We start from the raw sequence: 12,434 nt of genomic DNA on the forward strand, positions 1-12,434 counted from the left end.
CGTCCGCCACTGCTATCTCCTCTCAACGCCACCGCACTCAGCCACGATTCACGTTGCCAGGCCCCAGGTACTCCAGGGAGAATTTGCCGAGATCGTTGGTAGAGGTCGCGACGATCAAACCCATGGAACTGGGCGTCCAGCCGAGCGTCCCGACCTCCCGGAAGTCGGCCGTGAACACGCTTCGCTCCTTCCCCGGCCCGCCGCCAAGGCGCAATGGCGTGCCGGGTGGCATCGGGACGCCTTGCCACGTGATGGGACTCGTGTATTCGGTTGCGGCCCACGCTTGCACAGCCTGCGCGCCACCGGGGCCGTGGAAATCGAGCCACAGCGCGTGCGATTCCGGCGTTGGCCAGTTTGGCGCTGCGGACAATGCCTGCACTTCCTCCGAAGCAAGCCAAGCCATCAGGCCGCGCATCGAATCGAAGTTCGCCCCAGTGGAAGTGACGGCCTGGATGGCTGCCAGCCGCGATCCGAAGCCCGCCTGAATCAGGATTGCGGCAGCGACCACCAGCGTTCCCGTTTCCAGCGCTGCAACTGCATGCGCCCGCGGGTAGTCGGACAGCTTGACCTCATCCGAGAACAGATCTTCATGCGCCTCGGCACGCACCCGGACGGCCTCCATCGCCCAAGGCAGGTTGTAGACGAAGGCTTGCTCAATGAACTGGACGGACTGGTCGTTGTCCCCAGACGGGGCCCCGGACACCGGTTCCCCGAGAAGCCAGCGTCTAAGCAAGGGCTTCCAGCCGTCGATCAATCTCTCCGGGCGGAACGGCGAGATGCCAAACGCGATCTCGGCGAAGGCCGTGATCGCCGCGACCGCCTCTTCCTGATCGCCGACGCCGATGTTAACGTTGGCCGCCAGCAGGAGGCGCTCCAACTCAGGCGCCCGTTCGTCCAGCGCCTTTCCGGCGGCCAGACCCACGCCGGCCAGGAAGTACCCCCGCCGCTGTGTGGGCGTGCTGTTGCGCCAGATGTACTTGGCGCGGGCGCGCAGCCCTGCCGGCAACAGTTTCTGAACATCTTCGTTGTAGCGCGCAAGGCGCCGCTGGAACAGCGAAGCCACCAAGATCTCATCAAGCTTGGCCTCGACTTCGGCGTCCAGCACGTAGGAATCGCCGAGCAAGCTGAAGATCGCGGTGTCCAGGCTTGCCAGATGCTGGTCCCATCGCTGCCTTGCGTCGCCGGCCTCTTCGGTCGACTCGGAGGCGAGCACCGGGAACTCCCACGCGGCCTGCCCCGCGACGTACTCGACCAGTTGGCCGGCGTCGCTGGACCCCAACCTTTTGCTCATCCGGCTGAGCAACGCTGCGACCAGCCGGAGCAGCCCGCTCTCCATCTCCCGACCCGCCTGGTTCGCGACCAGTTCCTGCCAGTCCTTACGCCGTTGCCGCATGTTATCGAACATCGGATAAAGCACCAAGCCTTCGACATCGATGTAAGCACGCCCAGCCCGGCCGACGACATTGCGGAATTCCGAGGCAGCGAGGAGATCACGGCCGCGCCTCACCCCACGAAAGACCAGCGAGGTCGCGGCGAGGTTGAGTCCCTGGGCCAAGGTCGGCGATGACACCGTGACGCGAAGCACGCCCTCCCGCAACAACCGTTCGACTTCCTTGCGGTAAGGCGTGGGCAGCGCACCGTGGTGGACCGCCACGCCCAATTTCAGGCACGCAAGGATGTCGTGATCGGGCCCGAACCATTCCGTGCCGACGGCCAGTGCCGTGGCCAGCGCGGAGACCGGTTGTGCGAGCATCGAGTCGATGTGGCCACGCTTGTGCATCTCGATGATGGTCGCGGCCAGAGGAAGCACCGAACGGCGCATCGGACAGAAGACGAGGACGGTTTGACCCTCTTCCACCAGACGCCACGCGGTTGCGATGCACAATTCCCCCTGGTCGGCCGGGAACAACTTTCTGGCGCGTCCGCGGGTCGGTCTCTTCGGAACCACGAACTTCGGGATGAAGGGCTTTTCGTCCCCCACGCTCACGTTGAGCTGAGCATGCTGGCCTTTCCATTCGACCTCGCCGAAGCGCAGCCGGGTCGGACGCCAGTCGTCCTTGATCAACCCGTCGGGCTGGTCGCGCGTCAACCAGGCGGCGAAGTCCTCCAATTGGTGTCCATCCGGCAAGATCGCCGAGAGGCACACGATGCGCCGCCCGGCTGCGTCCGAACGCCGTAGCAAGCGCTGAATCTGAGCCTCGTAGCGCACCTCGCGCTCGCCCAGGCCGATCATGTGGCCCTCATCGAGCACCACCAGGCCGACGTCGTCCAACAGCGTCGGATCGCTGCGTAGCGCGAAGTCGAGCTTCTCGGGCGTGGCCACGACGATGTCGGTCGAGCGCAAGGCGTCGACGTCCGCGCCGCTGGCGCCGATGCTGCCGTACAGGCTCGATACGGACTTTCCCAACGGGGCAAAGGTGCGCCGCAGGCCGACCTCGGTCTGTGCAGACAAGGCCCGGAGCGGTGTGACGAAGACGATGCGCTTGCCCCGCGCCAGGCAGGCCAGGATGCACAGCTCCGCGATGCGCGTCTTACCCGCGCTGGTGGGCAGCGACAGCACGAGGTTCGTGCCGGCGTCGAGCACACGCCGCGCCGCCTGGAGTTGTGACGGCCAGAGCTCGACCTCGGACTTGCTCCTGCGGTAGAGCGAGGCGATGAAGAGCTTGCGCAGCCGGGCCCAGTCGCCAATCTCTGCGCCGGGCGGCCCGGAAAGCGGCAGGATCTTGTGGAAGCTGGTCTCCCAGAGGCCCCCCAGCAGATGGATCGCCAGGCGGTGACACCACCAGGCGGGCACGAGCTCGAGCTCGCCGGCGGCCTCGAGGCCGCGCTGCAGGCGCTCGCGCACGAGCGACAACAAGGCTTCGTCGCCGCGTTCCAGGGCCAGCATCGCGACCGCCAGCGCGGCCATGAAGTTGTCCTCCAGAGCGACAAGCACGGCGCCAATCCGCTCGTCGGTCGCCCCCGCGCCGTCCGTGTCGTCGCCATCGGCCAATGTGTCGGGCCGGTCCAGCGCGGCAACGACCGCACCCTCGCTCCCTTGGCCCGAGGCGAACCATGCGCCGACGTCCCCGGCCAGGCCGTCGAGATCGCGGAGCATCAGCTTCGCCAGCCCCTTTTCCATCGCCGAGAAATTTGCCTCGGCCAGCCCCTGGTGCAGCAGCGAGTAGGCCCTCGCCGAGAAACGACCCAGGTGATAGGCCGCAGCCGCGACGAGGCGGTGGAAGTCGCGCTCCGCGCTGGCTTCGCCCCGCGCAACTACGGCTTCGAGCGCTTCGGCGGCCACCTCGAAGCTCTTGCGGGCTGTCTCGGCGTCGCCGCCCATATCGACATACCGCAGGCCGTGCTGCAACAGCGAGTACCCGTAGGACAGCAAGTCGTCCGACAGCTCACTACCGAAGTTGGGCGCTTCCTCCGGTAGAGCACCGTCGCGCCAGATCATCGCGCGCGCCTGGCCGCGGGCAAGCAGCCTGGCCCTGAATCCGGGCACCACGGCAGCGTCGATGTTGGCTTTCAGTTCCTCGAGCGTCGCGGCCATTACTTGCCCACCTTGCCGATTGCCGCGAAGACCGCCTTGATGAAGTCCTGGTGCCTATCGACACGAAGACCGACGTAGTGCTGCGGCACGGGGCCGGCATAGGACTGCAGGTTGGTTTTCAGAAGCTTCAGCGGGTCGTTGCCCGAGAATGTGAACAGCATGTGCGAGACCTGGGAGACGCGGATGCCATCCTTGAGCTGAGCCTTGTCCAGCGCATCGCCGAGAAACGTGTCGCCGGCTTGGTTCAAGCGGTCAGCGACGAACGCGAGCGCATGCGGCGACGGGAGCCCGCTGTTGGCGCAGAGCGCCGCCCTGGCCTCGTCGATGACGGCCGTGCGCATTCCTGCCCGGCTCTTGACCTCCGCCTTGAGGATCTTCAGGCTGCCGCTTTTCGAGTCGAAGTTGAAGGCCAGCACGTCTTCACCGCGCATCGACATGTTGCGATGGTCCTTCCAGCGCAAACGCTTGATGCCGAGAATGAAGGGAGTGGCCTCGTAAACATAGGCGTTGCACAGGATCTCGCCCAGATCGCCGGAGCGGATGGATGCCTGCGTCGGAAGCTTCTGCTCGACATGGGCGGCAGCGGCCGGCTTGCCCAGCTTTCTAAGCAGATCCGCGACGCGTTTCGGATCCGTGTAGTAGCCTGGGACGGCTTTCGCGATCGCGCCAATCGCATGTGCCTGCCCTCCGGTAGCAATACCCAGCCCGCGCAACTTGTGCGTCTGAACGGACTCCTCGGTTGCCACGCACCACTTCGCGAACTCCATCATCTCCTCCCATTGTTCTTGGTGATCAGCCGATCTGGGAACGCCCCTCGCCCGCAAGTTTCTCGGGTTTGAACTACGGCGTCCCCTTGCCCGGCACGATGTCGACGCCAATCCGATCGGCCAGATTCAGCAACTGCGCATAGGTCTGTTCTTCCTTCAGCAAACTGCGCGAGTCGCCGACCTGATGCAGCGCGCCTTTCGGAATTCGGTCGCCAAACAGCATCACCGCGCGAGCCGAATCGTCCTGCCGGGAGATCCAGGACAGCCCCTGGATTTCTGGGTGCTGAGCGTGGAGGGCCTCGGCCCAGCGGCGCGTCGCCGGATACTGATCCTTCTCGGTATCGATGAGTTGCTTGCATTGCGCACCCAGCTTGCGCAACGCAACGCTGCTGAGGTCGGCGAGCTTCAGTTCGCGCTTGACCTTGACTTCGGAGTGCAATTGCCCCTCCAGCTCGCGCTGGTCGTAGTGCTTGAAGCCGGGTGCATGGGATACATCGTGGAACACGGACTCCATGGAGGCCGCCTCGAACGTGGCCGCGGCATAGAGAGTCGGAATGAGGTCGCCCTGGGCGTCGCGGATCGGGCTGAAGCGCGCGTTGCCCTTGAGGCCCGGATTGAACTGGTCGGCCTTGTACAGATCCTCATGCACACGGTGCAGCACCTGTTTGGCGGGCAATGCCCATGGCGTGATGTGAAGCGTGGCCGGTGGCGCCGGGGTTGCCGTGCCGTCGCCGCCAGTGGGAGGTGACGCGCTGGCGGCCAACGGGGCCTTGCGCGATTTAGGCATGCACGACGCCTTCCATCTCGTCACTGGCGGCGGCAATGACCTGCTCCGGCTGGATCGCCAGCACATCCTGCGGGCGCCGCCCCCCCCAGGAAGCTGTTGGCCGAGAGAAACCAGTAAGCCAGCCCCCAGCCGTCCTTCTCGTCGCCACAGACCTCCAGGACAGACTTCAGGGCCTTGCGTGGCCTCCAGTCGGCTTCGGGATCCAGCCCGTAGCCGGGGAAGTAATCGACGCCGTTGTGGTGGATCGCGAAGATCTGCCGCTGGCGCTTCCATTTGTTGGGTTGTGTGCTCGGATTGGTCGCGCTCAGGCCGGCCAGTTCGGCCAGTTTGGCCGCGGTCAGCCAGTCCGCGCCTTCCAGCACGGCCTTGCGCGAGCGCGCGAGCATCGCCGCCTCCCGAAGCAGGGTCGGCTCGGGTGGAGCCTTGGGCACCACGGCGTTGACCAATGCTTTCAGGGTCTGCTCGTTCTGCTCGCGCAACGCCGCGTCGATAAACGACACGACGTTGGCTAACGTCTGCGCCAGCAGGCCCGCGTACTGGGCATCGGCCCGCGCCACGGGCAACACGATCACCCGTCGGCCTTGACCTTGACGAGCCGGCTTCGCACCTCGCTCGGGGTGCCCACCAGGGTAGCGAATGCTGCGGTGTCACGGATGGCGGTCATGGCTTATTCCAGGGAAAGATTATCTAGATTATCTCATTTTCCTCTACTTCATGTAATCCAATGAGCAGTGCAGAGCGTGCGGCATGCTCGGGCGAGAGGGATCGGAATCGCGGTAAAAACACCGGGACAAGGCTCGGTGCGAACGGTGCCGCTGGTGCTCGCGCACCCAACGCCACCGGGATTCAACCATCGATCCGGGTGCTTGCCGGATGGCTTCATACAGCCGGCGTTGCCAGCAGTCCGACAGGCGTACCCTCTCCGGCGAAGCGCGCCGGCAGTTTCGGCGCCGTCGGCGCTGGACGAAGCGCTTTGCGGGACGGACCGATAGCCCGGGACTGGCATCAACCCACCAGCCCCAGCGCGGCGATTACGGCCGCCGTCATCGCCTCGTTGTGCGCCTCCGGGACGTCGAAAGTCTCGTGCAGCACGTTCATCGACATGAACAGGCGCTGGAGCACGCGGCCGAGTTGCGCGGGATGGCGCAGCCGGTAGCCGGGCGGAAGGCGCCGGTCCTCCTCCTGCAGGTCCACGTCCACCAGCATCAGCAGGATGAGCTTGATCTGGTCGGGCTGCGGCAGGAGGAAGTGCAGCCAGTGGCTCCACTGCGCATTGACGGCCCGGAAGAAGCGCACGCACTCGGGAATCAGCAGCAGCGGACGCGGGTCGTCGTCGTAGCCCTCGACCTGCACCACCATGCGGCCCGCGAAGCGGTGAACCTGGACCGCATTGTCGCTGAACAGCATCAGACGCGCGACCGTTCCGCCCACTTGGCAGGTCTCGATGTCCGCGCGCGCGATGACGACGGCGAGGTCCGCGCCCTGCGCCGCCCGGTCGAAGCCCTCGGCGTTCGTGATCCTGATTTCCGTGACGAATCTCCTGTGTAGTCTCCGGCGCACAGCCACGCGGCGGCGAACCGTGGTCCGTGCGCGGAAGGCGTGGACCATCGAAGCGGCAGCGCCATCGCCACCACGTTCAGGATCCCCCGCCCCCGTGCCGATGCAAGCCCGACGCCGGTGATCCGCAGCCCTCGGGCGTCGTGGCGCCTGCTCGATAAAATGAGGGTCGGCGCAACGCTCAGCCCGCTGCCGCGCGGTGTGCCCAATCCCAATACACAGAGATCGAAAATCATGGCAACTGCGAAGAAAATCACCGCGCCAGCGCCTGCGAAGAAGGCCGCCAAGGCCCCTGCCACCGCCGGCATCCGTCCGGTCAAGGACACCTTCACCAAGAGCGCGCTGATCAATCACCTGGCCGAGCAATCGAGCGTCGAGCCCAAGGCCGTGAAGGCCGTCCTGGCCGCCCTGGAAGCCACCGTGCTCGGCTCGGTCAACAAGAAGGGCGCGGGCGGGTTCACGCTTCCCGGCCTGCTCAAGATCGACGTACAAAAGGTGCCTGCCAAGCCCAAACGCAAGGGCATCAACCCGTTCACCAAGGAAGAACAGGTTTTCGCGGCCAAGCCAGCCACCGTGCGCATCAAGACCCGCGCGCTCAAGAAGCTCAAGGACGCCGCGCTCTGATGCGATGCGACAGTAGCGGCCCGGTCAGCCGGGCTGCCCTGTCGGCATGACCCGTTCCGACCTGCACCGCCCTACCATGCGCTGCAGCCGTTGCCGCACCATAGAAAGGTGCTCGGGAAATCGCGTGACGTTGGGGTCGCTGGTTTCCCGGCCCCACCAGATGCCGGCGTAGTCCGAGACCGCGCCGTTGTAGCCGCAGTCCGGGCCGTCCTCCTCGAACTCCGCGCACAGGCGCCGCAGCGCTTCGCGGAAAGTCAGCCGACGCACGGCGACCAGCACTGCGGGGTTCCACACGACCCAGACGTTGCCCCAGAAATCGCGGACCGCGTCGTTGCCCGAGCACTCGAAGAACCTGTCGTAGGCCTCGCCCACGTCGAAGCGCCCCTCCGGCACCTTGATCCCCTCGGTCCAGCGCGCCGAGGGCGCAACCCAGGCCTCCAGCACACAGCCTCCCGCTCCGTACTCGCCGTACTCGCCCTACTCGTAGGCCACGGACAGCGATTCGCTCAGGCAGATCCCGGTGCCGGTGTAGCTGCATGATGCCGAGCGCCGAAAACCCTCCCGCAAGATGCGCCGCCCGCTCGCGCTGCGCGTGCCATGGAAGAGCGGCCCCAGGCGGCCATCGGTATTGGTGTCCATGCCCGGAGCTTCCCAGCGGAGCCCCCCGGTGCAAGGTCGCCGCCCACCGCGTCAATCATCGAAAAGCCTGAGCTGGGCAGCCACTTTCGGTTGCGGCGCCTGACGCACCACCGGCCTGCGCTCGGGCCGCGCATCGCTCTTGTGCGCCCGAGCGGGATGGGGCACGGCGGGGGAAACGGTATCGGTGCGCTGCGGCTCGGGCTCGCGCGCCTGCCGCGCCTCGATGCGCCGCCGCCAGCCGCCCAGCACATGGGCTGGCGTGTACCAGCGGCTCCAGACCTCGTTGCTCAACGAATTGCCGTGCAGCACGATGGCCGGAATATGCAGCAGCGAAGCCTGGAGATAGGTCATGTGGACACAGCACAGGTCGATGTCGATGCAGGTTGCATGCATCGCGCCCTGGTAGTTCAGCCCCGCCTGCTGCAGAGCATCGGCCATCGCGATCACCATGCCGCCCGCACCGGAGGCTGGCTCCAACACGTCGAGGAAGCCCTTCGCCCTGACCTCAGCCCCGTCGCCGACCAGCATGCGCGCCATCATCTGGGACACATGGTAGGGCGTGAAGAACTGCCCCGCCCGGTCATTGCCCAGTTCGAGCTGCATGTAGACTACTCCGAGCACGTCGCCCAGTCCGCCCGCGGCATAGCGCTGTTCCATCGCGAAGGTCAGGTGTCCCAGCATGCGTGGGAAGCTCTCGAATACGTCGCGCGGATACCTCTTCGCGATCTGCAGGTAGCGCGCCTCGCGTGCGTCGAACTGGCGCCGGTCCACCGCGTTGCTGAACGACAGGCAGGACAGCTCGACGAAATCCGAGAACACCTCGTGCGGGTTCCAGCGGTGAGCGGTCTTTCGGATCAGTTGCAGCAGTTCCTTGGTGTGGTCGGTACCGTCCAGGTCCATCGCCATCCTTTCGCACCCGCCCATGCGAGTCGTCCAGAACAGCATCCCGCCCGGCAGGGCCGGATCAACGGCACCGCCCGGCCGCCAGGCAGCAGCCGATGCGAGCCCCCAGCCTTCGGCCGCCAGCCAGGCAGGTGGCATAGCGCGATGGAAGCGCACCCGTGCCCAGTAGCACCGTGCGCGGGCGCGCGCGGCCTTGCGGTGGTTGCGGCTGCCGCTCGGCATGGCCCGCCGGGCAAGTTCATCGTCTTTCAGCCAGTCTCCGTTCGGAAACACCTTACGGAGCCGTGCTCACCCTGCAAGGGCACATCTGCCAGCGTTGCTGCGGCGTCGTCCGGCCTACTCCACAAATGAAGGATTCAACAGATCGATCCCTGCCCCCTTGCACTTGATCCACGGGCCGCCGGGATGCTCCTGGCCATCCCAGGCCGCGAGCGCCGCAAGGGCATCGGCAGCATGCTCGTAGCAATACCGGCGCTCATATCCTTCAAAGTTCAGTCCGACCACGAGGCCGGTCGTGAAACTGAAGCGATGCAAGCCACACACAGCAGTGCCGATGACGCGGAGTTGAATGTAGCCTTGCGAAACTAGGAAGGCTTCGAGTTCAGCTGTCGGGCCGTCTTCCTGAACACGTCGGCGAACGCGCTTCAACATGTGCTTTCCTGGGAAAACGGAGGACGGCGGAAGGAGCTTTGTACTGCGGCGGAACCGCTCACTCGACGATGGGCACCGGCTCGCGGTCCTCGAACGCCGACTGCACCGCCTCGACGACGCGCAGGGCCAGCGCCTTGTCTTCGAGCACTGCGTACTCCCTTGTCAGCTTGCCGGAGACCCGCCATCCGTTCTCCTTGATCGACCGGATCATGCGCACGGCGTCCAAATCGGGCATCTCCAGCACGTCCTTGATGCGGCGCTGCGCGACCTCGAACCGGATCAGCACGCGCGCCTCGTCCGCCATCTCGTGCCGGATCGTGTGGGCAACAAGCTGGGCCGTGTAGACCGCGTGCTCCGTGAGATCTGGGTAGCGCCAGGCCGCACCAGCGTCCTCGTAGGCGTCGAACACGAGGTTCGAGCGCACGCTGTCTTCGTAGGTGAGCATCTCCCCGAAGCGGTGGGCATCGTCGTAGCGCCGCATGAAGGGGCGCGAGAACACCTCCAGGACGCGGTCGTATCCATGGCCGAACTCCCGCACGCCGGTGATGGTGGCCGACACGGGAAGGATCACGCCCGCGGGAATGGCCCGATCGCGCTGCAGCGTGTCGTTGATGAGAAAGCGGTGGATGCGTCCGTTGCCGTCGCTCATCGGGTGGATGTAGACGAAGCCGAACGCGATGACGGCAGCGCGCGCCAGCGCCTCCCGTCCGCGCGTCGCCTGCTCGAACGCCTTGAGTCCGTCCAGCATTCCGTCCAGCGAAGTGAAGTCCGGGCCGATGTAGTGGACGATGTCGTCGCGAATGGTGGCCTGACCCACGAAGACCGGCGATTGGCGCACGCCGAAGCGAAGCGCGGTTTCGCCGAGGATACCCTTCTGCAGCACGGTGAGGCTGTCGATGCCCAGTGGCTCCTCGAGCTTGCCGCAGTGCTCGGCCATGACGTGGGCAAACCGCTTGATGCGATCGGTCTTGTCCGCCTCGTGCTCGATCAGGAAACTCGCCCGCGACTCCTTGAGCGTGAGCCACGCTGCGGCGCGCATAAGCACGTCCTCGCCGAACTGGCGGTCCAGCTCGGCGATCGCCCCGAAGGGATCGAACTGCAGCGCCTGGCCGAGGGCCGGGGTACGGCGCACGAGCGGACAGAACGCCGGGGTGCCCGGCAGGTTGTTGTTGATGCGCCAGCGCCGTTCCCGGACAGCCTCGGTGCGCGTCAGATAGGCGTCTGCGGCGATGGCGTCGACATAGGTTCCGGCGGTCAGGTCCGGCACATCGAGCCGGTGCCCGGTGAGCCACTCGTAGAAGAAGCCGGCACGGCGTGCGTACTGCCCGAAGGGCTCAGCCCAGCACCACTGCTCCAGCGGCTCCGGCCCACAGGCTGCGAACAGCCGCGCGAAGAACTCGAGGTGGATCTCCTCGTATTTCAGGCCGAACTCGAAGTGACCGGCGAAGCTGTCCGTCGGCCGGTAGACGGCCTGGTACTGGTTCAGGATGCGCTCGGGCGACTCTCGCACCGAGCGGGTGGTGCCGATGGTCGATTCCACCCGCAGGGGCTGTACCAAGGCGATGCCGTACTGAGCCTTCAGGGCCTTGAATCCAATCTGCATGTTACAAAAATCCCCTTAATCACCACGAAAAATGATGATGATCAACTCCGTTGGAGCAAAAACACTTCGGCGTATGGTTACATAAATACGCCGACAACCCAAGAAAAACAATGCCCAATGGCCGACACGATGGAAAAATACTTCCGCACAAGCCGATGGCAGGGAGCACTACCGATCGGTGATAGCTTGAAGCGACCGGCCAGGTCAATGCCAACGCCGATGCCGATACCACCAGAAATCCCCCGCAGACCGGGGCGCTTGCGCGGCACTCCTTCGGAAACGCCAACTGCTGCGCCGCGGCTGCGCTCACACTGGGGACTCCCTCGCTTCCCTTGCGGAAGACTTCCCCGCTCCGGCTGGGCGTAGCAGTCGTTACCTGCCTCTACGGGATTCGCCGCCATCTGAGCGACAACCCGGCTGACAACGGGATTCCGAGCGATCCCAGTCCCCCTTCGCCGTCGGCCAGCCCACCATGGCTGCACGTCGGCGGCTTCTTCATTTCCCGCCACCCCTGCGGTGGCCAAGCAGTGGGCGAGTCGCCTGGGTCTTCAGGCCCAACCCCCGCCCTCCCTTTGACAGGAGAATTCACATGCAAGCAGAGATGCTCCAGGCAGCCCACCGGCGGCCTGAGATTGAACGCACCCGCGTGGCAGTCGCCCTGCCACCGGATGCGACCTCCTCCGGCGAGGCGCTTTTCGTGCCGATCACCTGGGAAGATACGAACGACGACGGGGCGGGACGGCCCCGGATCCTGCGGGATCCGCACGGTGCGCTGCCCAGCTTCACCAGCCGGAGGCTGATCGGCTTCCTCTGCCAGGACCGGGCCACGCGCACGGTTGATGGCAATCTGAAGCTCTGGTACGGGGAGGTCAGCCCCGAAGACTACCTCCGGCTGTGGCGCGAGGCCCTCAAAAGCCCCCTGACGCCAGCGCAGCTGGCCGAGCGGCATGGCCTGTGCCTTCGCGTCACGCTGTGCGCAACCCTCGACAGGGTGCGCGGCATGCGCTGCCCCTGGCCGAATGCTCCATTCGAGACCTTCGAGCATCTGGAGGCCTTCTATGGAACGCGGCTGATCCACATCACGGCTGAAGCCGGCGAGACACGCTTCGGGCTCTCGCTCGACCTGCGCGAGCCCGAGGCCGCGCGCCATGCGTTCTACGTTGAATCGCTGCTGGCCCAGACCGGGGACACGCAGGCCGGGATCCGCGTGACGCTCGGGCGCGTGGCCCAGCCCCCGCACCGCCTGCCTGTCTTCGACTGGCAGGCCAACCTGTTCGAGGAGGCCACGTCATGAGCCACCGCGTCGAATACCAGTGGGCCGCGTTCCACGTGCCAGGCGCTCTACACGAACAATCAATCCCATGCCGA

Annotated in this window: 12 protein-coding genes; 2 read left to right on the top strand and 10 right to left on the bottom strand. The window is 65.7% G+C overall.

Annotation, left to right across the window (positions count from 1 at the left end; all coding sequences use genetic code 11):
* Nucleotides 1–37: 37 nt before the first annotated feature.
* The 5 genes from A1D30_RS10395 to A1D30_RS10415 all read right to left on the bottom strand — a co-directional run bounded on the left by A1D30_RS10395 (nt 38) and on the right by A1D30_RS10415 (nt 6,697).
* The gene (locus A1D30_RS10395) at nt 38–3,535 is read right to left on the bottom strand and encodes a DEAD/DEAH box helicase (protein WP_063460623.1); all 3,498 of its coding nucleotides are present in this window, start codon (nt 3,533–3,535) and stop codon (nt 38–40) included.
* Entirely contained in the window at nt 3,535–4,302 is a 768-nt protein-coding gene (locus A1D30_RS10400; RefSeq protein WP_242421841.1) for a Hachiman antiphage defense system protein HamA, read from the bottom strand. Before A1D30_RS10400 ends, A1D30_RS10395 begins: the two co-directional genes overlap by 1 nt.
* Before the next feature lie 73 nt (nt 4,303–4,375).
* Complete coding sequence (locus tag A1D30_RS10405) at nt 4,376–5,089, bottom strand: RES family NAD+ phosphorylase (protein WP_082836390.1); 714 nt, start codon at nt 5,087–5,089, stop codon at nt 4,376–4,378.
* A 20-nt stretch (nt 5,090–5,109) separates the two neighbouring features.
* On the bottom strand, nt 5,110–5,661 hold the full coding sequence (locus tag A1D30_RS10410; protein WP_242421842.1) for a hypothetical protein: 552 nt from the start codon (nt 5,659–5,661) through the stop codon (nt 5,110–5,112).
* Nucleotides 5,662–6,094: 433 nt separating this feature from the next.
* On the bottom strand, nt 6,095–6,697 hold the full coding sequence (locus tag A1D30_RS10415; protein ID WP_063460625.1) for a hypothetical protein: 603 nt from the start codon (nt 6,695–6,697) through the stop codon (nt 6,095–6,097).
* Between the two features lie 183 nt (nt 6,698–6,880).
* On the opposite strand from A1D30_RS10415, the gene A1D30_RS10420 reads away from it, so the two are divergent.
* Nucleotides 6,881–7,270: an HU family DNA-binding protein gene (locus A1D30_RS10420; RefSeq protein ID WP_063460626.1), complete on the top strand. Its 390-nt coding sequence runs from the start codon at nt 6,881–6,883 to the stop codon at nt 7,268–7,270.
* Nucleotides 7,271–7,294: 24 nt separating this feature from the next.
* On the opposite strand, the gene A1D30_RS10425 is transcribed toward A1D30_RS10420, so the two are convergent.
* The 5 genes from A1D30_RS10425 to A1D30_RS10440 all read right to left on the bottom strand — a co-directional run bounded on the left by A1D30_RS10425 (nt 7,295) and on the right by A1D30_RS10440 (nt 11,066).
* Nucleotides 7,295–7,714, bottom strand: coding sequence for a hypothetical protein (locus A1D30_RS10425; protein WP_242421843.1), 420 nt, complete (start codon nt 7,712–7,714; stop codon nt 7,295–7,297).
* A gap of 33 nt (nt 7,715–7,747) precedes the next feature.
* Nucleotides 7,748–7,909: a hypothetical protein gene (locus A1D30_RS26410; RefSeq protein ID WP_242421844.1), complete on the bottom strand. Its 162-nt coding sequence runs from the start codon at nt 7,907–7,909 to the stop codon at nt 7,748–7,750.
* A 51-nt stretch (nt 7,910–7,960) separates the two neighbouring features.
* On the bottom strand, nt 7,961–9,085 hold the full coding sequence (locus tag A1D30_RS10430; RefSeq protein WP_242421845.1) for an N-6 DNA methylase: 1,125 nt from the start codon (nt 9,083–9,085) through the stop codon (nt 7,961–7,963).
* Between the two features lie 63 nt (nt 9,086–9,148).
* The gene (locus A1D30_RS10435; protein ID WP_063460627.1) at nt 9,149–9,463 is read right to left on the bottom strand and encodes a hypothetical protein; all 315 of its coding nucleotides are present in this window, start codon (nt 9,461–9,463) and stop codon (nt 9,149–9,151) included.
* Nucleotides 9,464–9,521: 58 nt separating this feature from the next.
* Nucleotides 9,522–11,066 carry a Fic family protein gene (locus tag A1D30_RS10440; RefSeq protein ID WP_063460628.1) on the bottom strand — a complete coding sequence of 515 codons (1,545 nt, stop codon included), beginning with the start codon at nt 11,064–11,066 and terminating at the stop codon, nt 9,522–9,524.
* A 589-nt stretch (nt 11,067–11,655) separates the two neighbouring features.
* Here A1D30_RS10440 and A1D30_RS10445 point away from each other — a divergent pair.
* Nucleotides 11,656–12,360, top strand: coding sequence for a hypothetical protein (locus A1D30_RS10445; protein ID WP_063460629.1), 705 nt, complete (start codon nt 11,656–11,658; stop codon nt 12,358–12,360).
* Nucleotides 12,361–12,434: the final 74 nt, after the last annotated feature.

The sequence above is a fragment of the Acidovorax sp. GW101-3H11 genome, from assembly GCF_001633105.1.
GTDB lineage: Bacteria > Pseudomonadota > Gammaproteobacteria > Burkholderiales > Burkholderiaceae_C > Acidovorax.